Here is a 25,482-nt window from a genome sequence, read left to right as displayed (position 1 = left end):
TGCTCAAATCTTATCTCAGGCTCTTCACCTGAACTCCCGACCCCAAACGCCTTGGGCGTTATATGGTCAAGCCTCACGGGCAATTAGTACTGGTTAGCTCAACGCCTCGCAACGCTTACACACCCAGCCTATCAACGTCCTGGTCTCGAACGGCCCTTTAGGGGACTCAAGGTCCCGGTGAGATCTTATCTTGAAGGGGGCTTCCCGCTTAGATGCTTTCAGCGGTTATCCCGTCCGAACGTAGCTACCCGGCAATGCGATTGGCATCACAACCGGAACACCAGAGGTTCGTTCACTCCGGTCCTCTCGTACTAGGAGCAACTCTTCTCAAATCTCAAACGCCCACGGCAGATAGGGACCGAACTGTCTCACGACGTTCTAAACCCAGCTCGCGTACCACTTTAAATGGCGAACAGCCATACCCTTGGGACCGGCTTCAGCCCCAGGATGTGATGAGCCGACATCGAGGTGCCAAACACCGCCGTCGATGTGAACTCTTGGGCGGTATCAGCCTGTTATCCCCGGAGTACCTTTTATCCGTTGAGCGATGGCCCTTCCATACAGAACCACCGGATCACTAGAACCTACTTTCGTACCTGCTCCACGTGTCTGTGTCGCAGTCAAGCACCCTTTTACTCTTGCGCTCATTGCATGATTTCCGACCATGCTGAGGGTACCTTCGTGCTCCTCCGTTACGCTTTGGGAGGAGACCGCCCCAGTCAAACTACCCACCACACAATGTCCTCGAACCGGATCACGGTCCAGAGTTAGAACCTCAACAGTACCAGGCTGGTATTTCAAGGTCGGCTCCACGCAGACTGGCGTCCACGCTTCAAAGCCTCCCAGCTATCCTACACAAGTAATGTCAAAGTCCACTGTGAAGCTATAGTAAAGGTTCACGGGGTCTTTCCGTCTAGCCGCGGGTAAACTGCATCTTAACAGCTATTTCAATTTCACTGAGTCTCGGGTGGAGACAGTGTGGCCATCGTTACGCCATTCGTGCAGGTCGGAACTTACCCGACAAGGAATTTCGCTACCTTAGGACCGTTATAGTTACGGCCGCCGTTTACCGGGGCTTCGATCAAGAGCTTCGCTTGCGCTAACCCCATCAATTAACCTTCCGGCACCGGGCAGGCGTCACACCCTATACGTCCACTTTCGTGTTTGCAGAGTGCTGTGTTTTTAATAAACAGTCGCAGCCACCTGGTATCTTCGACTCCCAACCGCTCACCCCGCAGGGGGTCACCGTCAGGAGCGTGCCTTCTCCCGAAGTTACGGCACCATTTTGCCTAGTTCCTTCACCCGAGTTCTCTCAAGCGCCTTGGTATTCTCTACCTGACCACCTGTGTCGGTTTTGGGTACGGTCAGCTGTAACCTGAAGCTTAGAGGCTTTTCCTGGAAGCTTGGCATCAACCACTTCGGTCCACATGGGACCTCGTCATCAGATCTCAGTCTTAAGGAGCCGGATTTGCCTAACTCCTCAACCTACATCCTTAAACGCGGACAACCAACGCCGCGCTGGCCTAGCCTTCTCCGTCCCCCCGTCGCAGTTACAGCCGGTGCAGGAATATTAACCCGCTTCCCATCGACTACGCATTTCTGCCTCGCCTTAGGGGCCGACTCACCCTACCTCGAATAGCGTTGGATAGGAACCCTTGGTCTTCCGGCGTGGAGGTTTTTCACCTCCATTATCGTTACTCATGTCAGCATTCGCACTTCTGATACCTCCAGGGTGCCTCACAGCTTCCCCTTCAACGGCTTACAGAACGCTCCTCTACCATGCCACAAGTGGCATCCGCAGCTTCGGTGTATCGCTTAGCCCCGTTATATCTTCCGCGCAGGCCGACTCGACTAGTGAGCTATTACGCTTTCTTTAAAGGGTGGCTGCTTCTAAGCCAACCTCCTAGCTGTCTGAGCCTTCCCACATCGTTTCCCACTTAGCGATAACTTTGGGACCTTAGCTGGCGGTCTGGGTTGTTGCCCTTTTCACGACGGACGTTAGCACCCGCCGTGTGTCTCCCATGATTGCACTCACCGGTATTCGGAGTTTGCATCGGGTTGGTAAGTCGGGATGACCCCCTAGCCGAAACAGTGCTCTACCCCCGGTGGTGAGACATGAGGCGCTACCTAAATAGCTTTCGAGGAGAACCAGCTATCTCCGAGCTTGATTAGCCTTTCACTCCGATCCACAGGTCATCCGCTAACTTTTCAACGGTAGTCGGTTCGGTCCTCCAGTTGATGTTACTCAACCTTCAACCTGCCCATGGATAGATCGCCCGGTTTCGGGTCTAATCCCAGCAACTAAACGCCCTATTAAGACTCGGTTTCCCTACGGCTCCCCTAGACGGTTAACCTTGCTACTGAAATTAAGTCGCTGACCCATTATACAAAAGGTACGCAGTCACAGACCGAAGCCTGCTCCCACTGCTTGTACGTACACGGTTTCAGGGTCTATTTCACTCCCCTCACAGGGGTTCTTTTCGCCTTTCCCTCACGGTACTGGTTCACTATCGGTCAGTCAGGAGTATTTAGCCTTGGAGGATGGTCCCCCCATGTTCAGACAGGATAACACGTGTCCCGTCCTACTCGATTTCACTCAATTGCCGCTTTCGCATACGGGGCTTTCACCCACTATGGCCGCACTTTCCAGAGCGTTCTGCTAACAACAACTGAGCTTAAGGGCTAGTCCCCGTTCGCTCGCCGCTACTAAGGGAATCTCAATTGATTTCTTTTCCTCCGGGTACTTAGATGTTTCAGTTCCCCGGGTTCGCCTTCCAATCCCTATGTATTCAGGAAAGGAATACCCGCAAAGCGGGTGGGTTTCCCCATTCAGAGATCTCCGGATCAAAGGTTGTTTGCCACCTCCCCGAAGCTTTTCGCAGGCTACCACGTCTTTCATCGCCTCTGACTGCCAAGGCATCCACCGTGCACGCTTCGTCACTTGACCATATAACCCGAAGGCGTCTGTCAAGGACGAGAGTACGATAAGATTTTTCGCCATTGGCGCTTGTACTCAGTACAAGACTTATCTCGAATTGAATTCGAATCCATATTGTTAAAGAGCGTTTAAAGCGTAAAGCTTTAAAAGATGAACTTGATGCCAAGTGCATGTTTTAAAACTTTTGAGAACTACCATTTTTCGTCAATCAAGGCGGATGCCGAGGACGCATAGCCTGCTATGCGACGAGGTATCCAACGCCGAGTGGCGGAAAATGGTGGAGCTATGCGGAATCGAACGGGGCGGCCTTCCGTCGCAGACCTCCTGCGTGCAATTCCAAACTTCATCCATCCGTAGATGGTGGAGCTATGCGGGATCGAACCGCAGACCTCCTGCGTGCAAAGCAGGCGCTCTCCCAGCTGAGCTATAGCCCCAGTACGTCCTGAGTCAGGAGTATTCCATTGACCAGGTAACAGCATCAACCGTGCTTGAACGACTGCAAGGCCTGAGTGGACTTGAACCACCGACCTCACCCCTTTCTCCCTGTAAAGAGTGGGGTGCGCTCTAACCAGCTGAGCTACTTCAACCATCCGAGGATGATTGGTAGGCCTGAGTGGACTTGAACCACCGACCTCACCCTTATCAGGGGTGCGCTCTAACCAGCTGAGCTACAAGCCTACATAAGCGTTTTTGCTCTTCTCTAACGTCGATCAGGTAATTCGTGTGAACGCTGTGCCGGGATGGGCAAGGTCGTTTAAGGAGGTGATCCAGCCGCAGGTTCCCCTACGGCTACCTTGTTACGACTTCACCCCAGTCATGAACCCCACCGTGGTAAGCGCTCCCCTTGCGGTTAAGCTACCTACTTCTGGTGAAGTCCACTCCCATGGTGTGACGGGCGGTGTGTACAAGGCCCGGGAACGTATTCACCGCGACATGCTGATTCGCGATTACTAGCGATTCCGACTTCATGGAGTCGAGTTGCAGACTCCAATCCGGACTACGACCGGTTTTCTGAGATTGGCTCCCCTTCGCAGGATCGCGACCCTCTGTACCGGCCATTGTAGCACGTGTGTAGCCCTACTCGTAAGGGCCATGATGACTTGACGTCGTCCCCACCTTCCTCCGGTTTGTCACCGGCAGTCTCCCTAGAGTTCCCACCATTACGTGCTGGCAAATAGGGACAAGGGTTGCGCTCGTTACGGGACTTAACCCAACATTTCACAACACGAGCTGACGACAGCCATGCAGCACCTGTCTCAGAGTTCCCGAAGGCACCAAGCCATCTCTGGCAAGTTCTCTGGATGTCAAGAGTAGGTAAGGTTCTTCGCGTTGCTTCGAATTAAACCACATGCTCCACCGCTTGTGCGGGCCCCCGTCAATTCATTTGAGTTTTAACCTTGCGGCCGTACTCCCCAGGCGGTCGACTTATCGCGTTAACTTCGCTACTAAAAGATCAAGTCTCCCAACAGCTAGTCGACATCGTTTACGGCGTGGACTACCAGGGTATCTAATCCTGTTTGCTACCCACGCTTTCGCACCTCAGTGTCAGTATCAGTCCAGGCAGTCGCCTTCGCCACTGGTGTTCCTTCCTATATCTACGCATTTCACCGCTACACAGGAAATTCCACTGCCCTCTACCGTACTCTAGTCAAGCAGTATCAGGTGCAGTTCCCAGGTTAAGCCCGGGGCTTTCACATCTGACTGACTCAACCACCTACGCGCGCTTTACGCCCAGTTATTCCGATTAACGCTCGCACCCTCCGTATTACCGCGGCTGCTGGCACGGAGTTAGCCGGTGCTTCTTCTGTGGCTAACGTCACAGTATGCGGGTATTAACCACACACCTTTCCTCACCACTGAAAGTGCTTTACAACCCGAAGGCCTTCTTCACACACGCGGCATGGCTGGATCAGGGTTGCCCCCATTGTCCAATATTCCCCACTGCTGCCTCCCGTAGGAGTCTGGGCCGTGTCTCAGTCCCAGTGTGACTGGTCATCCTCTCAGACCAGTTAAGGATCGTCGCCTTGGTAGGCCTTTACCCTACCAACTAGCTAATCCTACGCAGGCTCATCAAATAGCGTGAGGTCCGAAGAGCCCCCACTTTCCCCCTTAGGGCGTATGCGGTATTAATCCGGGTTTCCCCGGGCTATCCCCCACTACTCGGTAGATTCCTACGCGTTACTCACCCGTCCGCCGCTCGTCACCCGAGAGCAAGCTCTCTGTGCTACCGCTCGACTTGCATGTGTTAGGCCTGCCGCCAGCGTTCAATCTGAGCCATGATCAAACTCTTCAGTTTAAATTTTCGAAATGCCGAAGCACTTCTAAATCTGACTCAAGTTAAAACAACTTTAAATGAATTCACATGTAAGGTTGCTTATCTTGATAAAGCTTTTGTTTGCCCTATCCCGACAAGCGCCCACACGAATTACCTGATCAATCTGTTAAAGAGCGTCTCGAGAAGCGACCGATGAACTGGCCTTTCGTCTCAAGTGGGCGCATATTCTAGCGCGCCCGGTTTCGAAGTCAACTCTTTTTTTCAACTTTCGTCGCCGTGGCGACTGTGAATCAGAGCTGTTTCCAGATCCCGACAAAACGACTAGAAACAATCAGTTAAGTCAAAACCTGCTTCTCTTTCCAGACCCGCCTGGCGTGTCTCGTTGCGAGAAGTGGTGCGTATTCTACCCACCGTTCCTCAGGAGTCAACAGCCCTGTCATATTTTTTTCACGGGACGGTCATTCGTCTGCAAGAGCCCCTACTCAAGGCTCCTTTTAACGCGGAAAGCGCTTGAGCTTTCGATACGGGAAGACGTCGACAATCTCGCCGTTGCGAACCTGATCCTGCATGCCCTGCCAGTATCGGACATCCAGCAGGTCACCGTGCAGTTCGTTGAAAATTCTTCGCACCAGCGGGTTGCAGGCGGTCAGGATGCTGAACTCTTCGGGGAAGACATCATTGGGACCAACCGAGTACCAGGGTTCGCCCGACAGTTCCTGCTCCGGATACATCGGCTCGGGAATGCGCCGGAAGTTGCAGTCGGTCAGGTACATGATTTCATCGTAATCATAAAAGACAACGCGCTGATGCCGGGTGACGCCGAAATTCTTGAACAGCATGTCCCCGGCGAAGATGTTGGCGGCCGCCAATTGCTTGATTGCCTTGCCGAACTCGTTGATGGCATGAAAGACCCGGTCTTCATCCTGGTTGGCCAGCGCCTCGTCGATATAGATATTCAGCGGTGTCATGCGCCTTTCGGTCCAGAGGTGCCTGATCGTGATCAGGCCGTCGTCCACCTGGACCGACGATGCGGCCACTTTCTGCAGCTCTTCGATCAGCTCCGGACTGAAACGGTCCCGTGGAAACAGAAAATTGGCGAACTCCTGGGTATCGGCCATGCGGCCGACCCGATCGTGTCGCTTGACCAGCTGGTACTTCTGTTTGACCAGGTCCCGGGTGATGTTTTTCGACGACGAGAAACGGTCCTTGATCAGCTTGAACACGACTGGAAAGGACGGCAGCGTAAACACCGTCATGACCATCCCCCTGATTCCCGGTGCGATGATGAAGCGGTCATCCGAGCTGTCGAGGTGGTCGAGAAAACTGCGGTAGAACTCGGCCTTGCCCTGCTTGTAGAAACCGATGGAACAGTACAGTTCCGCCTTGGACTTCATCGGTATCAGGGAGTGCAGGAAGCCGACGAACTCCGACGGCGAGTTGACGTCGACCATGAAATAGGAGCGGGTGAAGCTGAAAATAATCGAAACGTCGTCCTCGTCGACGATCAGTGTATCGACATACAGGGCCCCGTTGCCGTTGTGCAGAACCGGCAGCACGAAGGGAACCGGTCGATCGCCGAAGTTGATGCGACCGACGATATAGGCGCCCTTGTTGCGGAAAAACACACTGCGGATGATCTCGATGGACGTTCGGGTCTCGTCGATGGCGCTGCGGGGAATGTTCTTGCGCGTGAAATACACCAGATTGCAGATATCACGACGCTTGTTCTCCCAGGGTATGTTGAACGCGTAGTCGTCCAGTATCCTGCCCAGTACGGCCACCAGCCCGTCATCCAGCGTATAGACCCGGCAGAGCCGGTCGCCGGTATCGATCTGCTGGCCTTCATAGTCAGAGCGAATGAACATGTGGGCATCGTCAAGTTCGCGATGCCTGAATACTTTCAGGTAGATCGAATTGTAGAAGGTTTCCGCCAGCTCAGGATCGTTGCGAAGCTTGATCCTGCCGGCATAGCAGCGCCTGGCGTCATGCCAGAGGTTGGCATCGTAGACGACTTCGCCGAGCTGTTCGATTATGGCCGCGGCCGCCGCTTCGGTATTGTCCTCGTAGAGGTCGATACGTGCAGCGCCCGCGCGCTGAATGGCATGCCAGTCGGCCTTTTCGAAACGAAGCTGGGAGGCGGCGGTAATGGTCTGGAAGCGAGTGCGGTAATCGGCGAATTTTTCCAGTACCGCTTCGGCAATGCGATCGGCAAACAACACTGTCATATAATTGAGGTCCCTTGTTCATCCCAGGCCCGGGAGTGGCACGGGCCCCGGGCAACATCGACGCGCCCCCGTCAGGCACCGACGGTGCCATTACCGGCACCTCATCTATAGTTCAAAAGGACGCCGCTATCAGGAGAGCTTAGACCATGTACAGCCTGCCCGAACTGGAAGCCGTTCGCACCTTCGATGCCATCGGGGTGCTGACCAGCGGTGGGGACGCCCCGGCCATGAATGCCGCCATCCGCGCCGTCGTCCGCACGGCCCTGAACATCGGTATCAAGGTCTACGGCATTCACCGTGGCTACAGCGGCCTCATCACCGACGACATGCGCCGCATGTCGTCGAGCTCGGTCAGCAACATCATTCAGCGCGGCGGCACCATCCTCAAAAGCGACCGCTGCGAGGCCTTCAAGGAAGCCCCGACCCGTCGCAGGGCCGCCGAAATCCTCAAGCAGAACGGCATCCAGGCGCTGGTCGCCATCGGTGGCGACGGCACCCTCACCGGCGCCCACCTCTTTACCGAGGAATCCGGTATCCCGGTGGTCGGTCTGCCCGGTTCGATCGACAACGACATCTATGGCACCGACGACAGCATAGGCTTCGATACCGCCGTCAATACGGCCATCGGCGCCATCGACCGCATCCGCGATACCGCGCTGTCCCACGAACGGTTGTTCCTGGTCGAAGTCATGGGACGCAATTCGGGCTTCATCGCCACCCAGGTTGGCATTGCCTGCGGCGCGGAGATGATTCTGATTCCCGAACACCCGACGGTGGTCGAGTCCATCGGCTACACCCTGGTCAGCAACCGCAAGGCGGGCAGGGGCTCGAGCGGCATCATCGTCGTTGCCGAGGGCCCCGAGCCGGGTTTGACCGGACGTCTGGCCGATCAGCTGCGTTTCTTTGGCGAAGAGGCCCGGGTCTGCATTCTCGGCCATATCCAGCGTGGCGGCAGCCCCACGGGGCATGACCGTGTGCTCGCATCCTGCATGGGCATCACTGCGGTGAACTATCTGCTGGCGGACTACAGTGACATCATGATCGGCAGCGACGGGCGCCAGTTGATGCCGGTCCCGCTGCAGGACGTGATCAAGTACCGCAAGCATGACCCCAGACTCTACAAGATCGCGCTGCAGCTGCATAAATAGGCGTTTTCGCACCGGTATCGCGGCGGGCGGGATTTCCGGTACCATCCCCTCCATGATCCCGTCCGAACGCTATCGCCAGTATCAGCAGCAGCCCGACCATGTGCCCGATCAGGCGCAGCAGGATGCCTGCATCCTGCTCGACCGGCTGCATGCCCAGCTGCAGAAACGGACGCCCCTGCGCTGGCTGCGCAGAAGCGCCCCCGCGGGACTCTACCTCTGGGGCCCCGTCGGACGCGGCAAGACCCTGCTGATGGACCTGTTCTGCACCTCTCTGCCCCCGGGGACGGCGTTGCGGCTGCACTTTCACCGTTTCATGGCCCGGATACACCGCGAACTGTCACAGGAAACGGGCCATGCGGACCCCTTGCGGCGTATCGCCCGACGTCTTGCGCGACAGCACCCGGTTCTCTGCTTCGACGAACTTCAGGTCTCGGATATCGGCGATGCGATGCTGCTGGGGCGCCTGTTCGACGAGCTGTTCCGACGCGGCGTGACGATGGTCGCCACCTCCAACCTGCCCCCGAGGATCTGTACCGGGACGGCCTGCAGCGGGATTCGTTTCTGCCGGCGATACGGCTTCTGCAACGGCATATGCACACCCACGCGCTGGATGGCGGCCGGGACCACCGCTTGCGCCAGTTGCAGACGGCATCCGTGCTGTTCAGGGAGCCCGCCGATGATCAGTTTGCGGCTCTGTTCCAGCAACTGGCGGACAACCCCGACCAGAACGGGGAGCTGAATGTCTGCAACCGGCCGATACCGGTTCGCCGTCACGGCAACGGCGTCGTCTGGTTCGATTTCGATGCTCTTTGCAGCGGGCCGCGTTCGGCACTGGACTATGTCGAGCTCGCACAGCGCTACCATACGCTGATGGTCAGCGGCGTTCCGGCGTTCAGCGGTGAAACCCGGGAATGGATCAAGGCCCGCGGCACCGAAGATGGCAGCTATACGGTCACGGCGACCGGCAGTCGCGAGGTGCGCTGGTCGCGGATGGACGATCCCGCACGGCGCTTTATCAGCCTCGTCGACGAGCTTTACGACCGCAATGTCAGGCTATACCTGTCGACCCGCTGCGCGCTGGAGCATCTTTACCCCGGTGGCCGTCTGGCGTTCGAGTTCAGGCGCACCTTCAGCCGCCTGACGGAGATGCAGACGGAGGCGTATCTTCAGCGTCCCCATCAGCCCTGATAGCGACATATCAGGACGCCAGGTAGTGGTCGATCATCTGCCGGGCCAGGGTGGCGCAGGACTGCATCGCCGAAGCCTCGTCGAATGCCTCGACCCGGCACTCGGCCTGCCCCGAAAGCTCGCCGGCATTATGGAAGATCGTATCCTTCGGATCCTGATGGTAGATCTTCGGTTCCAGCAGCCAGACACCGGGCGTCTCGGTCGGCAGAACCCGGGGGTGATACGGAATCCTCGATAGTCGATATGCTGCATGCTGCGCTCCCTTCTGCTCGCCATGGCGTCATACATCAGTGATTCATCGTTTTCCCAGTATAGTTAGGCTCTCTTAGACCCACGGACTGCTTTATGAAATATCTGATGCGGCTGTTCTTCCAGGGACTGCTCCTGCTGCTGCCGGCGGTACTGACCGTCTACCTGGTCTGGCTCATTTTCACCGCCCTTAACGAAACCCTGTTCTCTGCCGTCGGCGCTCTCTTCGCGCGTCTCTACCCGGGCATCGAGCCGGGCTGGCTGGTGACCCTGACCGGCATCGGCGTTACCCTGGCGGTGATCATACTGACAGGCCTGGCCGCCTCGAACTTCCTCGGCAGTTTTCTGCTCGGGCGCATCGATGCGCTGCTCGACCGCATTCCACTCGTGAAGATGCTCTACAGTGCCCTGAAGGACCTGTTCCGGGCTTTTCTCGGTGATCAGAAGAGTTTCAGCAAACCGGTGCTGGTACAGCTGAGCGAGGACGGCGCCGTGCGCCTGATCGGCTTCGTGACGCAGGAATCCCTGGCCGCTTTCGGGCTTGAAGATGATGTGGCGGTATACCTGCCGCAGTCGTACAACTTTGCCGGTAACCTCATTGTGGTGCCGAGAAGCCGGATCCAGCCGTTACAGGTTCCGGCGGCGCAGGTCACCGCCTTTCTGGTCAGCGGCGGGGTTTCGCGATCCTCGAAGTGAACGCGCCCCGCCTGCTTCGTCAGCTCAGCCTGCCAGGCTGCGCAGCATCCAGGCGGTCTTCTCGTGGATCCGCATGCGGTCGGACACCAGCGACGCGGTGGACTCGTCATCGGCGCCCTGGGCGACCTTCAGCACTTCGCGGCAAGTCCGTACGACCTGCTCGTGACCCTCGGTCAGGATGGTGACCATCTCGCCGGCCGCCGGCACGTCCTCGATCTCCTTGATAGAACTCAGCGCGGCGTAGGCCTTGTAGGTCCCGGGTGCGACGGCACCCAAGGTGCGGATGCGTTCGGCAACCTCGTCCACGGCCAGCGCCAGCTCGTTGTACTGCTCCTCGAACATCAGGTGCAGCTCGCGGAACTGCGGTCCGGTGACGTTCCAGTGGAAATTGTGGGTCTGCAGATACAGGGTGTAGGAATCCGCCAGCAGTCGACTGAGACCGTCGGCGATGGCTTTGCGTTCGGTTTCGGCAATGCCGATATGGATAGCTTTGCTGCTCATGGTCTCACTCCTTGCATGACGATTTGGAAGCAGTATAGAGGCGCTGGCCTGATCGCTTGAAATTTTATTAACCGATTGATTCCATAGTCGATATCAATCAACCGTAGCGCCGGTCGGCGACAAAGGGGTTATTGCGCCGCTCCTCGCCGAACGTCGACATCGGGCCATGCCCCGGGATGAAGTCGATGTCGTCGCCCAGGGGAAACAGCTTGTTGCGGATCGAGTCGATCAGCTGCTGATGATTGCCCCGCGGAAAGTCGGTACGCCCGATCGAACCCTGGAACAGCACGTCGCCCACCAGTGCCAGCTTGCCGGCGGCATGATAGAACACCACATGTCCCGGCGTATGGCCCGGACAATGGATCACCTGCAGTTGCTGATGTCCCACCGTGACGGTATCGCCATCCTCGAGCCAGCGATCCGGCGTGAAGCCCTCCACCGGTGGAAAACCGAACATCTGGCTCTGCTGCGCCAGCGCCTCGATCCAGAAAAGATCCCCGTGCTGCGGCCCCTCGATGGGCAGGCCCTTCAGCGTCGCCAGCTCGTGGGTGCCGCCGGCATGGTCGATATGGGCATGGGTCAGCAGGATTTTTCAAGCTCGACACCCAGTTGCTCTGCCCGGGCGAGTATTCTGTCCAGATCCCCGCCCGGATCGACCACCGCGGCCTTGCCGGTCTCTTCACACCAGATCAGACTGCAATTCTGCTGGAAGGGCGTCACCGGAATAATGCTGTATTTCATATCGCGTCCGCGTCAGTGAATCTGACCCCAGTATACCGATCAGCGAGCCCGTCGCCAGTGCCTGAAGCGGCCGCGAACGAAGGACTTCGGATCTTCCACGAACAGCTTGTCACCCAGCCGGAGCGCCCGGGAACGCAGATTTTCGCGTTGCTGCCTCAGCAATCGAAGCAACGTCTGGCGGTCATCGAGCCAGAACAGGTCGACATGCGACTCGACCTGCAGTTCGAGCATGTCGAGATCATGCAGGTCACCGAGCAGCGAACCGAGCCGCCGGAGGCGCCTGAGCAGTTTTTTATCGTCGCCCTGTACCAGCTCGAGCTGATACAACAGCCGTTTCACGACCTTGCGCCACTCGTGCATCAATGCCATCGCCCTGTCGGCTCTGACTTGCCGGTCGAACCTTGCCGCCTTGCGATACTGTTTTTCCAGCCGGCTGCCAAGCGGCTTGAGACCCAGGTTCGACAGCGGCCAGCGCTTCAGTTCCCGGCGCATCTGCTTCAGCCGCGTGACCGCCTCGCAGAGCGGCGGGGGCTCTCCGGCCACGGCCCCCAGCGAGCGCTGGAAACTGTTCCTGAGACGCTCGCGCTGTTCGGGCTCATGGCAGCCCTGCAGCAGTTCTTCGAGCACAATGCGCCCCACGCTGGCGTCGCGGGCCCCGGCGTAGTCATCGGCCAGGGCCTTGCACCGGGCCTGTGCGGCTTCGAATTCGGTCTCCGCCAGCGCATCCCGGATCAGGTGCAGCAGCGCCCGCATGCGCTTCATGCCGACCCGCAGCTGATGAATGCCCTCGTCGCGGTCCCCGACCGGCTCGGTCATCAGCGTTTTCAGCCGTTTCAATTCGTCGCGCGCTATCCGCCGCACCTCCTTCGCCAGGGGTTTGGACGGACGCAGTCGGAAAGCCATACCCCATCTCCGGCATTTGCCACTTTGCCTCGCTAAGCTTAGCCGACAGGCTTGCCTGCAAGTGCTACTCTGATAGCGAATTAGCCCCTGTAGCTGGAGATCGTCATGAGCAGAGAGAAGCAGGAAGCCGAGCTGGTACGTGAAGCACTGCGCATCGGGGCACTTTACATGCAGAAACGCGGCGCCGGGCAGTTCGAGCCCACCGACAGCGCCAGCGAGAAAGTCCGGGCCCTCTATCGGCTGCTGGTCCATGATCAACTGATCCAGCCGCTGGCGAAGGACCAGGAAAACGAACGCAACATGAAACACAAGCTGGCGCTCTGGATTGAGCGCCAGTTGCCGGCCGGACACCCGCTGAAACCCTGAACCTGCGAGCTATAAGCTGCACCCGCAAGTATTGAAGCTTGCCGCTTGTCGCTTTCTTACAGCGAGATGGTGGTATTGATACCCTGTGACTCATGCTCCGGCTCGAACCAGCGTGACGTCACCGTCTTGGTCTGGGTCCAGAACTGGATAGCCTGCTTGCCATTGGGCCCCAGATCTCCGAGTTTGGAGGCGCGGGAGCCGGTAAAGCTGAAGAAGGCTACCGGTACCGGTATCGGGACGTTGATGCCCACCTGACCGACATCGATCTCGCTCTCGAAATGCCGCGCCGCCCAGCCGGAACCGGTGAAGATCGCCGTGCCGTTGCCATTGGGGTTGGCATTGATGAATTCGATGGCCTGATCCAGGCTGTCGACACCGACCACACAGAGCACCGGGCCGAAGATCTCCTCGCGATAGATCCGCATCCCGGCGTTCACCCCGGAAAACAGTGTCGGGCCGATAAAGTTGCCCTCGGGAAAGCCCTCGACACCGATGCCCCGTCCGTCCAGTTCCAGCACCGCCCCCTCCGCCACGCCGGCGTCGACAAGCCCGGTCACTCTCTCCCGGGCCGCGCGCGATACCAGCGGTCCGAGATCGGCCTGGCGATCGATGCCGGGGCCGACTTTCAGCGCCCTGGCCCGCTCGACGATTTCCGGCAGCCACTGCTGGGCCTCGCCCACAAGCACCAGCACCGAGTTGGCCATGCAGCGCTGGCCGGCGGCACCGAAGGCGGACCCCAGGATCTGGTTGATCGCCTGGCTGCGGTTCGCGTCCGGCATGATGACGCAGTGATTCTTGGCGCCCATCATCGCCTGCACCCGCTTGCCGGCGGCGCTGGCCCGCTCGTGGAGCACACTGCCGACGCGGGTCGAGCCGATGAAGGACAGCGCCCTGATATCGGGGTGGTCGCAGAGCCGCTCGGCCACCTCGGGGCCGCCGTGTACAACGTTCAAGACCCCGTCCGGCACCCCGGCCCGGTGGGCCAGCTCCACCAGATACATCGTCGACGACGGGTCCTGCTCCGAGGGTTTCAGCACGAAGCTGTTGCCGGCGGCTATCGCCAGCGGAAACATGAAACAGGGCAGCATCACCGGAAAGTTGAAGGCGGTAATCCCGGCCCCGACACCCAGCGGCTGGTGCAGCGTATAGACATTGACGCCACCGGCGGCGTTCTCGGCCATCTCACCCAGCTGCAGTGAACAGATCGAGCAGGCGTGTTCGACCACCTCGAGCCCGCGGCCGATCTCGCCCTCGGCATCGGGCAGCGTCTTGCCGTGCTCCTCGGTGATCAGCCCGGCCAGCTGTTCGGTATTCTGCCGGATCAGTTCCTGGAACTTGAGCATGATACGCATGCGCTGGACCAGCGGCACCCTGCGCCAGCCGGCGAACGCGGCTTTGGCGCTGGCAACCGCCCGGTCGACTTCATCCCGGGTCGCAAAGGGCACCCGCGCCACCACCTGCTGCGTCGCCGGATTGCGCACCTCGTGCCAGTTGCTGCTCTCGGATCGCACCGCCTGACCGTCGATAAACAGAGGAATCTCTCTAATCCCCATCGTCCTGCCCTCCCCACTTCGAAGCTTCGGAAACACTATTGCTATGGAGAATTGTAGGATGGGTGCAGCGATGCGATGGCTGCAATCTTGAATGCTTCCGCGTCGTACGGGCATCGCTTAACCCATCATATCGATCGCAGTCCCGATCGATCGGTTTCGGTTGGCATTTTGCGATCCCGAACCCCAGGGTATTGGGATACGTTGTTTCGCCGCAGATGGCACGGAGTTGGGCTTCGGCCTACGGGCCTCTACTGACTACGGAGATTTAAGGAACGGCTGCGCCGCCGAGAACTCCCATTCCTTTAGGGCCAGCAGCACACCGGTGTTGTGACGCTCCTCCGCCGGGCGGTTGGCGTCCTGGCGCTGCAGGTCGGCGATCTCACGGCCCAGCGCCTCCAGCCGGCGGGCGATCAGCTGGCGCGAATGCTCGCTGAGCATGCCGGTGAAGAACAGCCGGGTAGCGCCGTTGCGGCGAAAGCCCCCGCGCAGAAACTGCTGCTGGACCTCGCGCTCGAAATAGCGTTCGATCGGCCCCCGGAATCCAGCTGAAGCGCTCGTCGATACGCAACTTGATGCGGTTGTTCGGCAGCAGATCGATGACATGGAGCCGGTCGAGCTTGGCCAGACAGCGGATGCAGTCGCGCTCGCTGATGTTGTAACGCCCGATAATATCGTCGTAACCGAGGTGATTCTGCACGAAGACGGCGATCATCAGCAGCAGCGGGTCCGCCACCAGTTCCCGCTCCTGTTCCTCGCTCAGCCGGGTGATACGCGAACGCGAACTCTCGTAACGCTGAAACAGCTCGGACAGATCCATCTGCATCAGCTGGCAGATCTGTTCGATCCGCGCGAGCGAGAAGCGCTCCGAGGCGAACAGCCGCTTGACGTTGGCCTCGCTCATCCCGAGCCCGCGGGCGACATCGGCATAGGTCAGGCCGCTGGCCCTCAGGGTGCGCTTCAAGGTGGCAATGATCGCTTCGGTTTGTGCCATGAAACCCCAGCCAAAAGTATCGTTTTTATATACCTGAAGTGGATAATAGCAGTGCTTTTTCCATTCTGGTTTATTAATCCTCGATTCAGTCCAAGAATGCTTCCGAACCCATTCCAAGGAGGCGTCCCACCATGTCGCTGATCAAACGGCTATCGGCCACCCTCTTCGCCCGCCTGGACGGCGTGGTGAGCGAAATAGAAGACCACGAAGCGGTCGTACAGACCAGCATCGACGAGCTGCGACACCAGGTTGCCCGGGCCCGGGCCCGCCTGAACCAGATGCAGCGCGACGAACAGCAGCTTGTCGATCGCATCGACCGGCTGCGCGAAGACACCGGGCGCTGGGGTGAAAGAGCCCGCCGCTGCGCGGCAGAGGATGAAGCCCGGGCCCTGAGCTGCCTCGAGCGGCGGCGCCAGTGCCGCCGCGAAGCCGAACGTCTGCAGCAGAGCCTGGACGGCTGCCGCGACGGCGCCGCACGGCTGATGCGTGACGTCGAGGAGGGCGAAACGCGTCTGCAGCTTCTGCATCAGCGCCATACACTGATGCGGGCACGCCAGTGCGGCACCGCTGCCCGGACGGCCGGTCAGGAGACCGAGCTGCTGCGGGAAGTGGAAGCCTGCTTCGAACGCTGGGATACGCGCCTGACCGAGCGGGAACTCAGCCTCCGGGACATCGCCCCCGAAGATCCGCTGGACGAGGGTTTCAGTCGCCGCGAGAGAGATGAAGACCTGCGCGCCGAGCTCGATGTATTGCTGCAACAGGAGAAGAAACAATGAACCGTCTCGACGAGGCCCGGGAGCCGACCATTGCCGAAGAAACCTTCACGCCGCCCCAGCTGATGCAACGTTTGCCGCAACTGCTGCGCCTGGCCGGCGCGGCGGCCCTGCTGGTGGCGATGTACAGTTTCCTGGTACAGGGCTGGCAGGACAGCAACGATCTGCTGCGCTACGTCCTGCTGCTCGGCCACAGCCTGCTCCTGTGCGGCCTGGGACTGGCCAGCGGTCACTGGCTGCGCGAGCCCCGGGGCGCCCGCCTGCTGACGAGTCTGTCCCTGGTGTCGGTACCGGTCAATTTCGCGATTCTCGGCGCCTTCCTCTATGCCCGGCTCGGCAGCGGCCTGCCCTCCTACCCGGACTACGCCCATTGGCAGCTGGACTCCCTGACCACGACCGGCGTCACCGTCGGCGTCGCCACATTGCTGCTGGCACCGCTGACCTGGCTGGGCTTCCGGATACTGGCCCGGCCGCTCGGAAAATCACTGTCACTGCTGTACCTGGCCGGCAACGTCGCACTGCTGATTCCGGTGCGCGACCCGACACTGATCGCGGCCATGGCGCTGCCACTGGCCCTGCTGACACTGGCGAACAACGAGCGCAATCGCGAGCAGCACCTCTGCGCCCGCACACCGGACGGCATGCTCGCCCGCCTGCTGCAGTACCTGCCACCGGCGATACTGATGGGTCGCAGTCTCTGGCTTTATGACGCCGGAGCCTTTCTGTTCACCTCCAGCCTGCTGATCCTGTTCCTGGCCGCCCGCCAGCTGAGTCTGCTGCTGCCGGGGCAATCCATCCTGCGCGGTCTGCTGGAGGTCGGCAGTGCCCTGCTGACGCCGCTGATCGCCACAGGCACCGTCGTGCTGCTCGACGGCTGGCTGGCCGAAGAGCTGCTGCTGCCGGCCGCGAGCCTTCTGGCGGCAACACTGCTTTACGAACTCTCGACCCGGGTGAAAATGGCCCCGCCACTGTACCGGGTGATGTCGATGCTGGCACTGGTCGGCGGGCTGCTCGGCAATCTGGTGCTTTTCGGCGGCCCGGGAACAGCGCTGACAGCCATCGTCGCGGGGGCGGTGCTGGCGACCTTGGGGCGGCTGGGACGACACCTGCTGCTGTTCGCCAGCGGCCTGCTGATCGCCGCTTGCGGCCTGGTCTACCTGCTGTTCCGCATCCTGGTGGTGTTCGATCTCGGAGGCTGGCTCAGCCTGGCGCTGATCGGCATGCTGGCCATTCTGGTGGGTTCTATGCTCGAGTCCCGCGGCGGTCGCCTCGGTTCGCTGCTGCCACGCTGGCGCCGGCGCTTCGCCCGCTGGCAGCTATGAGCGCGCATCCGGCAGCCCCTGGCCCCCGGGGCTGCCGCCGTTCCGTACCTCAGGCGTCTGTCCGATAAACTATCGGAACACGCAAGCCGATTGATAAATTTCATTGCAAAGACAGTGTTTGCAATCCACGACATGCAACGCCACGCCTGACGCCAAAGACAAACATTATCGGCACGATCCGAACCGACAACGACTCAAAATACAAACAACAGTAACCCTTCTAAAATCCCACTCATTTAACCTGATTTTTTGTTGCAGGACTCTCAACTTGGCCCGCTATCATCCTGAACTACGTTAAAACAAGCGTTAGAACCCGCCCACAGTCGCAGTAACAGGGATTCAGCATTCAGGGGAAAAGGGAAGCCCCGGCGGCCGTCTGCCCGCTCGCTTGCCGGTCTCTCCTGGACTTCACCTTCAGGAGTCAGAGCATGGCAAGCTATCTACATCCCGGCGTCTACATCGAAGAAGTCCCCAGTGGCGCCAGACCCATAGAGGGCGTTTCGACATCCGTCACCGCCTTCGTCGGGGCCTGTTCACGCGGACCGACCGGCGCCACCCTGATCGGCAAGTTCGACGACTACGTTCGCGATTTCGGCGGCGTCGCCGGTGCTGACGACGCCATGGGGCTGGCGGTGCAGTCCTTCTATCTCAACGGTGGCGGCGCCGCTTACATCTGCCGCCTGGCGGGCGAGGGCTCCGCCGCCGCCAGCGTCGGTGTCGACGGCGAAGGACCTGCCGGCGCAGGCTCTCTCGCGGATGCCGGCCTCGTCGTCAGTGCCAGCAACGTCGGCGGCTGGGGCAATGACGTCTACGTGCAGATCATAAAACCGGATGCGGACGCAGATTTGTTCGACCTGGTGGCCGGACATCGCGAGGACGGCGAACTGGTGGTGGACGAGGCGTTCAGCAACCTGTCGATGAATGCCGATTCGCCCGATTACGCCCTGACGCGGGTCAACGGCGAATCCAGACTCCTCAGCCTGACGCTGGGATCTGCGGTGGAGGCCAATTACCAGGCCGCCAGCCTGGTGGGAGGGGCTCTGCCGGACCCGAACCCCTTTGCCGCAGCAACCGGTAGCTCGATGCTGATGAACCTGGCCATCAACGGGCTGCAGACCGAACAGATCTCGGTGACGGTTACGCCCGCAGACGACCCCGGCGACGTTGCCAGCGCCATTGAAAGCGCGGTCCAGTCCCTGGGACCGCAGGATGCCTACCAGACCTTCAGCGCCAGCTGGGACGGTGCCACCGACCGCTTCACCCTTACCGCCGCCGAAGACGGCAGCCTGGCCTCGGTGGAAATATTCGGGGGCGATCTTGCCGAACTGCTTCGCCTCAGGCCCGAGGATACGGCCAGCATCACCGGCGCCACCGTCGACGCCGGCGACCTGCCTTTCGCGACCAGTGTCGCCGCACTGGGTGTGACCAGCCTCACGCTGAGTATCGACGGTCATGAGGTCGCGCTTTCGCTGGATACCGCCGAACTGAACCTGACCGGCAATAACGATACGTCCGGCGCCGCCATCGCCCTCGCCATTCAGAATGCGGTGCGGGCTGGGGCCAATGGTCGCGAATCGCTGGCCGGCTTTTCCGCGCGTTACGACGCCGGTGCGACCCGGTTCAGCTTCAGCTCGGGCTCGTCGGCGGTCAGGGTGTCGGGTATTCAGGTGACCGACGGCGACCTTGCCGATATCCTCGGCATGAATGCCGCCGACAACCCGGTGGCCACGGCGGGACGCCAGCGTGAACTGGGTGTCAGCCAGGTGATCCCGATCGAAAGCCTCGGTCTGCTGGAGCAGGGCGTGCCGCTCACCGGCGGCGTCGCCAACGCCCCAAGCGCGGCGGAATACAACGCCTTCTATGCCAACGTCCTGCGCAAGGTCAGGGACGTCAGCATTATCGTGCTGCCGGGCAATCCCTGGCCCGAGAGCGGTACCAACCCGGTCATCACCGAAACCCTGGCGCACTGCGAAAACATGCGCAATCGCATGCTGATCCTGGACCCGCCTTCGGGACTGGAGCTGGACCAGGCCACCACTGTGAAATCGCTGGGTCTGCCGACCTCGACCTACAGCGTGTTCTACTACCCCTGGGTCAGCGTCGCCAACCCGGCCTACGACGCCGACCGCAACCCCACCGCGCCCAGGACTGTCGCCATTGCGCCCTCGTCCCTCGCGGCCGGCCAGTGGGCGCGCACCGATGCCCGTCGCGGCGTATGGAAGGCGCCCGCCGGTGTCGAGACGCAACTGAACGGCGTGGCGGCATTGCAGTTCGCCGCCGAAGACCTGGAACAGGATCAGCTCAACCCCTGGGCGTCAATGTCATTCGCCGCCTGCCGGGATACAGCTCGGTGATCTGGGGCAGCCGTACCCTGGCGACCCGGGCCTCGCCGGAATGGCGCTATGTGCCGGTGCGCCGGACCGCGATCTTTATCGAGCAGAGTATCTACAACGGTATCCAGTGGGCGGTGTTCGAACCCAACGACGAGCCGCTCTGGGGCGCCCTGCGAGGCAACATCGGCTCCTTCATGAACGGACTCTTCCGCGCCGGTGCGTTCCAGGGCGCCACCGCCGACCAGGCCTATTTCGTGCGATGCAAACTCGGCGACACCATGACCCAGGGCGATATCGATCGCGGCCAGGTCATCGTGCAGGTCGGCTTTGCCCCTCTGAAACCCGCCGAGTTCGTCATCATCCGCATCCAGCAGAAAGTTGGCGAACAATCCTGACCGAGCGAGGAGAGAACTCATGGCCGCTCCTATTTTTCCCGTCAACACCCATCGCTACGACCCCTATCGCACCTTCATGTTTCAGGTGGTGATCGATGGCCAGGTCGTGGCGGGACTGCGCAAGATGAGCGTTCTGAAAAAGACCACCGAAGCCGTCAAATGGCGCTCGGCCGGCGACCCCGCCCACGAAAGGGTGATGCCGGGCGGTACCAGTTACGAACCGGTTACCCTCGAGCAGGGGCTGACACACGATCCGGTTTTCGAGAACTGGGCCAACCTGGTCAACAACATCAAGGGCAACGCCGCCATGTCCCTGCTCAACTACCGCAAGGACATCACGCTCAACGTGCTCAACCTGCAGGGCACCCCTGTCATCAGTTACATGCTGCACCGCGCCTGGGTGTCGGAGTACCAGGCGCTACCGGAATTCGACGCCGGCACCATGAATGCGGTGGGTATCCAGACCATCGTGCTGCAGCACGAGGGCTGGGAACGGGATCTGGCGATCACTGAGCCGACGGAAAGCTGATGACACCCCGATCCCTGCCGGGCGGCCTCGTCATCGACGGCGAACTGCATCGGGACTATCGCTTCAAGCCCCTCTGCGGCGAGCTGGAACTGTCGCTGGCGGAAGCGGCCGCGGACGACGGCTGTACCGCGGACAGGGTGACCGCGGTGCTCGCCTGCGCCCTGGCCACCCTGGCCGGCCGGGAACCGGACGCCCTGCTCGTCGAACACTTGGTGGTGGGCGATCGCCAGTTCCTGATGCGTCAGTTGAGCGCCCTGCTGGACGACAGTCCGCGCTGGCTCACCGTGCGCTGCAACGCCTGCGATGCGCTCTTCGATCTGAGCTACCGGCCCTCCACCCTGCCGGTCAAAACCGCCGGGGGCGGTTACCCCGAAAAGTCCGTAAAGATCGGCGCGGCCGGTTACCGGCTCAGGCTGCCCACGGGGTCCGACCAGGCACGCCTGGATCCCGGCGCAACTGCAGAAGAGCAGCAACGGCAGCTGCTGGCCGGGCTGCTGCGGCCCGCTCCCGATATGACGACGCTGTCACTGCAGGATATCGAACAGCTGGACCAGGCTCTTGAAGCCATGGCGCCGGAAGTCGCCCTGCAGCTGCTGGCACCCTGTCCCCAGTGCCAGACGGAAAATACCGTCGACGTGGACCCGTACCAGAGCCTCGACACCTCGCCCGACAACCTGCTCGCCGAGATCCATCTGCTGGCCAGCACCTATCACTGGTCGCAACGCGAGATCCTGGATCTGCCGAGACGGCGGCGCCACCACTACCTGCAGCTGATCGAAGCCAACCGGGGCAATAGCGGCGCGGAGGCCGGAAACTGATGGGCTACCTGGCGGATATCGTGGCCGATGCCCGGGACCGGCGCGGCACCGGGCTAAACCCCACCTGCTTTGAAGACGCCGTCGAACTGACCGTGCCGGGTGGAAGCGACACTGCCAACTCCGGCACAGAGGCCGGTAACACCGTTGCGCCTTCGCAGCTCCCGCCAGAGCACGCGGCGACGATCGAGCCTGATGACGGCGAGCCCAAGTCCTTCGATGTTCAGCCCGCTCGCGAACACGTCGCTGCAGCAAAACCCGCGAAGGGCGCCGCCGGGTCCGACGGACCGGCCAGCACGCAGCCGACCCTGCATGAGCACCTGCTGCGCTTGAGTCAGCAGACCCTGGTGGAAAGATCCGAGCGAATCCTGATGCAACGACGCCAGCCGGGTGCGCCCGCCGGAGCTGATATCGGCGACACGCCCGCCTCTGCCCAGTCGCCCGAAACCACTGCCCGCGGACTCGATCCGCAGGCGTCGCCCGCTGCCGAAGCCGCTGCCGGCAAGCGTGCGGAGGTATCGGTTAAAGCCGCGGCACGCCCTGTGCCTGAACAGGGTATCTCTCAGCACCGGTCCGTCAGTTACACGGAAATCCGCGAATCGCGGCAACAGAACGGCCCCATGCCGCGGGAGGGGCGGGAGGGGCGCGAGCCGCTGCAACGGCAGCTTAGCCATCCGGTCGCACAGCACGGCGTCACGGAGCGGCCGCCGCCATCCCCGGTTTCGACAGCGGCAACCTGGCTGCGCGAGCCGGCAGGGCCGTCCCGTCGAAGCCCGTCGCCTCAAAGCGCAGCGCCACAGCTCAGGATCGAACAGATCAACGTGGTGGTGGAGTCCACAAGGCCCGACAAGGAACGCCGGGGCGGGCTTGAGCGAGACCCTGATCCCGGCAGCCGCTATTTCCTCAGGAGCCTGTGATGCCGCAAGCGTCGTCGTTATCAATCGTCTGCCGGGAGGTCGAGAGCTTCGTACGCAACGGCCTCAACGCCGGCGGCAACTCGGTCACGGTCAGCACGGGGGCACCGGCGGACCTGCCAGTGGCGCCGGGGCATCGCGTCAACCTGTTTTTCTACCGCTTCGAGCCCGGCGGCTTCGAGGCCGGATTGCGACCGGGCGAGCCCTGGCACATCCGGCTCTTCTGCCTGATCACCGCCTTCGCCGTCGACGAAGATCCCATTGCCAGTGGCGAGAACGACCTGCGCATCCTCGGCCATATCATGCAGCTGTTTCGCCAGACGCCGGTGCTGCAGCCGGTGTCTGCGGACGGAGAAGAGATTCGCCTGCAGGTGATATTCAGCCCGGTGACCGACGAGCAGATCAACCAGGTCTGGTCCACCCAGGGCGACACCACCTACCGTCCCTCGCTGATCTACGAAATGGCGCTGGCGGTGATCACGCCGATCACGCCCGCCGCCAAACCGCCGCTGGTCGCCGCCATCGGCCAGGAAGCCCTGGTCGACATGAGTGCCCGCCACGCCGGGTTTTCCGGCATCGTGGAGCACCCGGTTGTGCACCCGGTACGCATCGACGTCGACAATCCCCAGTGGCAACCGGCGCTGTGCTGGATACTCGACGATGTCTGCGCCCATACCCTGAGCTTCGATGTCGACAGCCCCGAGTTCGCCGCGTTCACGCCCCGAATCTGGCTGGCCGGTGTACCGGGGGAGCCGGTGCAGCTGAACTGGAAAGTCTGGGACGATTCGCAGTGGAACGACAGCGGTGCCCCGGTAGCCGCCTCGCCCAGCCACGACGCCATTACCCCGGATGCCATTCCGGCTCCACAGCCGGGTACCTTTCCACTGCAGGTTGCGCTGCCGTTTGCGCTTGCGCCCGACCAGGACGCGGCCCAGGGTCTGCTGACGGCCAGCCGTGAGGTGGCGCCCTTTCCCGGCGCGGCGCCCATCCGGCTGGAAAGCAATCCGCTACTGATCAACCTGTACCGGAGCAGCTGATGAACAGTCCGACGCCGCAGCAAGCCGTGGAGAGCACACCGACGCTGGATGCCGAGTGGCTGCGCCTGGAAGTGCTGGGACGCTGCCTGCTCGATTCGCGGTCCGGAAGGGCCCCCGACAGCGACACCCTGAAACAGCTGCAAAACTTGCAGGCGCAGGTCGTCCAGCTCCGCAATGGTCCCTTCAGCCCCTGGCGCCGGCTGCTGCGCACCCAGGCGCCGCCGCTGGCAATGGATTTGCTTGCCTGCGTCATCGGTCCCCAGGCCCATCCGCCACTGGCCTGGATATACCGCGACCTCAATGGCGGCCAGCACCATCATGCCAGCGCCGTACTGATCCACGCCCTGCTGGCGCTGGATGTGGACGAGAACGAAAGGCTCCACTACCTGATCCGGAATCTCGCCTGCGGTGAGGACCGGCTGCTCGACGTCAGCGCCGAGGACGTCACCGCCGCCATTCGTGCCGAGCCCGGTACCCTTTCGCGGCTGCTGCAAAGGCCCGAAGTCTCGTCGATTCCCGGCGCCAGCCGCGTCGGCGGCGAAGCGCGGTTCGACGCACTGGTGCTGCCGCCCGACCGCCTCGGCCTGCTGCGCGAGTTTTCCTATCACTTCAAGTACCGGGAGAAAGTCGTCGACGCCTGGGGTGCGCGCAGCTCGGGTGGCCCGGTGGCGCTGTTCAGCGGCGCCTCCGGCACCGGCAAGACGTTCGCGGCGCAGGTATTGGCGAACGAGCTGGGCTGGCCGCTGTATCGCGTCGACCTGGCGAGCCTGGTAAGCAAATACATCGGCGAAACGGAAAAGAACCTGTCGCGCCTGTTCGACGCCGCCCACCGGCGGCCGGTGGTGCTGCTGTTCGACGAAGTGGATGCCCTGATGGGCAAGCGCGGCGAGATCAAGGATGCCCGGGACCGCTACGCCAACATGGAAGTCAGCTACCTGCTGACGCGGATGGAAGCCCACGAAGGTCCCTGCATTCTCACCACCAACCTGCGCGCGCAGCTGGACCAGGCGTTTCTGCGTCGCCTGCATCTGGTGGTGGAGTTCCCCAAACCCCAGGCGGCGGAGCGCGCCCGGCTGTGGCGCGTGCTGTTGCCGCCGCGCGCGCCGCTGGCCGGGGACGTCGATCTCGAACAGCTGGCACAGGCGGTCAACCTCACCGGCGGACAGATCCGTAACGCGGCGCTCTATGCCGCCTACCTCGCCGCCGCCGACGACGGCGCCATTCAACTGGGTCACATCGCCACCGCCGTATGGCGGGAACTCTCCAAGGAGCGGACGCGGCTGCAGCCGGGGGATCTGGGCCAGCTCGCGGCGTACCTGCCGGAACACCTGATCGCGGAGGCCACGGGATGATCGATATCAGCATAGGGCGCCTGGAGCTGCGCCTTGCGCCCGCTTTCCAGGACCGCGCCGGCGCCATCGCCCGCGAGGTCGGGGCCGGCCTGCGCCAGCAGCTGCTCGGTGACCTGGCGCTCGGGCAGCAGACGAAAACCCTGAAACGGCTCGATGTCCCCCCTCGAACTGGACCCGGCCCTGAGCGACAGGCGCCTCGGTCTGCAGATCGCGGAGGCCATCTGCCGGCAATTGCGCA

18 protein-coding genes, 2 tRNA genes, 2 rRNA genes and 2 pseudogenes are annotated in these 25,482 nt (G+C 61.3%); 13 read left to right on the top strand and 11 right to left on the bottom strand.

Features of this window, described 5'->3' with window-relative positions:
- Positions 1–62 precede the first annotated feature (62 nt).
- The 5 genes from ACFQDL_RS15265 to aceK form a co-directional block, all read right to left on the bottom strand.
- Positions 63–2,947: ribosomal RNA gene (locus tag ACFQDL_RS15265) — 23S ribosomal RNA — on the bottom strand.
- Positions 2,948–3,296: 349 nt separating this feature from the next.
- Positions 3,297–3,372 (bottom strand) — tRNA-Ala (locus ACFQDL_RS15260).
- A gap of 167 nt (positions 3,373–3,539) precedes the next feature.
- A tRNA-Ile gene (locus tag ACFQDL_RS15255) sits at positions 3,540–3,616 on the bottom strand.
- A 77-nt stretch (positions 3,617–3,693) separates the two neighbouring features.
- Positions 3,694–5,234 (bottom strand): 16S ribosomal RNA (locus ACFQDL_RS15250).
- The 16S and 23S rRNA genes sit together here with 2 tRNA genes alongside, the layout of an rRNA operon.
- Positions 5,235–5,707: 473 nt before the next feature.
- The gene (gene aceK / locus ACFQDL_RS15245; protein WP_379909793.1) at positions 5,708–7,438 is read right to left on the bottom strand and encodes a bifunctional isocitrate dehydrogenase kinase/phosphatase; all 1,731 of its coding nucleotides are present in this window, start codon (positions 7,436–7,438) and stop codon (positions 5,708–5,710) included.
- A gap of 146 nt (positions 7,439–7,584) precedes the next feature.
- Between aceK and pfkA the strand changes: the two genes are divergently transcribed.
- From pfkA to ACFQDL_RS15230, 3 genes and pseudogenes are all read left to right on the top strand, one after another.
- Complete coding sequence (gene pfkA, locus ACFQDL_RS15240; protein ID WP_379909792.1) at positions 7,585–8,586, top strand: 6-phosphofructokinase; 1,002 nt, start codon at positions 7,585–7,587, stop codon at positions 8,584–8,586.
- Positions 8,543–9,774: pseudogene (zapE, locus tag ACFQDL_RS15235) on the top strand (cell division protein ZapE). Before pfkA ends, zapE begins: the two are co-directional and overlap by 44 nt.
- Before the next feature lie 345 nt (positions 9,775–10,119).
- Positions 10,120–10,719 carry a DUF502 domain-containing protein gene (locus tag ACFQDL_RS15230; protein WP_379909791.1) on the top strand — a complete coding sequence of 200 codons (600 nt, stop codon included), beginning with the start codon at positions 10,120–10,122 and terminating at the stop codon, positions 10,717–10,719.
- Positions 10,720–10,743: 24 nt separating this feature from the next.
- On the opposite strand, the gene ACFQDL_RS15225 is transcribed toward ACFQDL_RS15230, so the two are convergent.
- From ACFQDL_RS15225 to ACFQDL_RS15215, 3 genes and pseudogenes are all read right to left on the bottom strand, one after another.
- Positions 10,744–11,220 carry a Dps family protein gene (locus ACFQDL_RS15225; RefSeq protein WP_379909790.1) on the bottom strand — a complete coding sequence of 159 codons (477 nt, stop codon included), beginning with the start codon at positions 11,218–11,220 and terminating at the stop codon, positions 10,744–10,746.
- 97 nt (positions 11,221–11,317) lie between these two features.
- Positions 11,318–11,961: pseudogene (locus ACFQDL_RS15220) on the bottom strand (MBL fold metallo-hydrolase).
- 39 nt (positions 11,962–12,000) lie between these two features.
- On the bottom strand, positions 12,001–12,864 hold the full coding sequence (locus ACFQDL_RS15215; protein ID WP_379909789.1) for a CHAD domain-containing protein: 864 nt from the start codon (positions 12,862–12,864) through the stop codon (positions 12,001–12,003).
- A 105-nt stretch (positions 12,865–12,969) separates the two neighbouring features.
- On the opposite strand from ACFQDL_RS15215, the gene ACFQDL_RS15210 reads away from it, so the two are divergent.
- Positions 12,970–13,230 carry a DUF5062 family protein gene (locus ACFQDL_RS15210; RefSeq protein ID WP_379909788.1) on the top strand — a complete coding sequence of 87 codons (261 nt, stop codon included), beginning with the start codon at positions 12,970–12,972 and terminating at the stop codon, positions 13,228–13,230.
- 56 nt (positions 13,231–13,286) lie between these two features.
- Here the strand turns inward: ACFQDL_RS15210 and ACFQDL_RS15205 are convergent, their stop codons facing one another.
- The 3 genes from ACFQDL_RS15205 to ACFQDL_RS15195 form a co-directional block, all read right to left on the bottom strand.
- Positions 13,287–14,783 (bottom strand): CoA-acylating methylmalonate-semialdehyde dehydrogenase, encoded by a 1,497-nt coding sequence (locus ACFQDL_RS15205; protein ID WP_379909787.1) that lies wholly within the window; start codon positions 14,781–14,783, stop codon positions 13,287–13,289.
- Positions 14,784–15,038: 255 nt separating this feature from the next.
- On the bottom strand, positions 15,039–15,221 hold the full coding sequence (locus ACFQDL_RS15200) for a hypothetical protein (RefSeq protein ID WP_379909785.1): 183 nt from the start codon (positions 15,219–15,221) through the stop codon (positions 15,039–15,041).
- On the bottom strand, positions 15,163–15,774 hold the full coding sequence (locus tag ACFQDL_RS15195) for a helix-turn-helix domain-containing protein (protein WP_379909784.1): 612 nt from the start codon (positions 15,772–15,774) through the stop codon (positions 15,163–15,165). The genes ACFQDL_RS15200 and ACFQDL_RS15195 overlap by 59 nt, the downstream gene beginning before the upstream one ends.
- 131 nt (positions 15,775–15,905) lie before the next feature.
- On the opposite strand from ACFQDL_RS15195, the gene ACFQDL_RS15190 reads away from it, so the two are divergent.
- The 9 genes from ACFQDL_RS15190 (at position 15,906) to ACFQDL_RS15150 (ending at position 25,244) form a co-directional block, all read left to right on the top strand.
- The gene (locus tag ACFQDL_RS15190; RefSeq protein WP_379909783.1) at positions 15,906–16,550 is read left to right on the top strand and encodes a PspA/IM30 family protein; all 645 of its coding nucleotides are present in this window, start codon (positions 15,906–15,908) and stop codon (positions 16,548–16,550) included.
- Positions 16,547–17,869 carry a hypothetical protein gene (locus ACFQDL_RS15185; protein ID WP_379909782.1) on the top strand — a complete coding sequence of 441 codons (1,323 nt, stop codon included), beginning with the start codon at positions 16,547–16,549 and terminating at the stop codon, positions 17,867–17,869. Before ACFQDL_RS15190 ends, ACFQDL_RS15185 begins: the two co-directional genes overlap by 4 nt.
- A gap of 428 nt (positions 17,870–18,297) precedes the next feature.
- Complete coding sequence (locus ACFQDL_RS15180) at positions 18,298–20,223, top strand: hypothetical protein (protein ID WP_379909781.1); 1,926 nt, start codon at positions 18,298–18,300, stop codon at positions 20,221–20,223.
- Complete coding sequence (locus ACFQDL_RS15175; RefSeq protein WP_379909780.1) at positions 20,220–20,597, top strand: phage tail sheath C-terminal domain-containing protein; 378 nt, start codon at positions 20,220–20,222, stop codon at positions 20,595–20,597. The genes ACFQDL_RS15180 and ACFQDL_RS15175 overlap by 4 nt, the downstream gene beginning before the upstream one ends.
- A gap of 19 nt (positions 20,598–20,616) precedes the next feature.
- Positions 20,617–21,126, top strand: coding sequence for a phage tail protein (locus tag ACFQDL_RS15170; RefSeq protein ID WP_379909779.1), 510 nt, complete (start codon positions 20,617–20,619; stop codon positions 21,124–21,126).
- Entirely contained in the window at positions 21,126–21,944 is an 819-nt protein-coding gene (locus tag ACFQDL_RS15165; protein ID WP_379909778.1) for a hypothetical protein, read from the top strand. Before ACFQDL_RS15170 ends, ACFQDL_RS15165 begins: the two co-directional genes overlap by 1 nt.
- Entirely contained in the window at positions 21,944–22,858 is a 915-nt protein-coding gene (locus ACFQDL_RS15160) for a hypothetical protein (protein WP_379909777.1), read from the top strand. Before ACFQDL_RS15165 ends, ACFQDL_RS15160 begins: the two co-directional genes overlap by 1 nt.
- The gene (locus tag ACFQDL_RS15155) at positions 22,858–23,892 is read left to right on the top strand and encodes a Pvc16 family protein (protein ID WP_379909776.1); all 1,035 of its coding nucleotides are present in this window, start codon (positions 22,858–22,860) and stop codon (positions 23,890–23,892) included. The genes ACFQDL_RS15160 and ACFQDL_RS15155 overlap by 1 nt, the downstream gene beginning before the upstream one ends.
- A complete protein-coding gene (locus tag ACFQDL_RS15150; RefSeq protein WP_379909775.1) occupies positions 23,892–25,244 on the top strand; it encodes an ATP-binding protein in 1,353 nt (450 codons plus the stop codon). Before ACFQDL_RS15155 ends, ACFQDL_RS15150 begins: the two co-directional genes overlap by 1 nt.
- Positions 25,245–25,482 lie beyond the last annotated feature (238 nt).

The sequence above is a fragment of the Marinobacterium aestuariivivens genome (assembly GCF_042661465.1).
GTDB lineage: Bacteria > Pseudomonadota > Gammaproteobacteria > Pseudomonadales > Balneatricaceae > Marinobacterium_A > Marinobacterium_A aestuariivivens.
The sequence above is the reverse complement of the archived record's forward strand: the minus strand, read 5'-3'. Positions and strand labels throughout refer to the sequence as shown.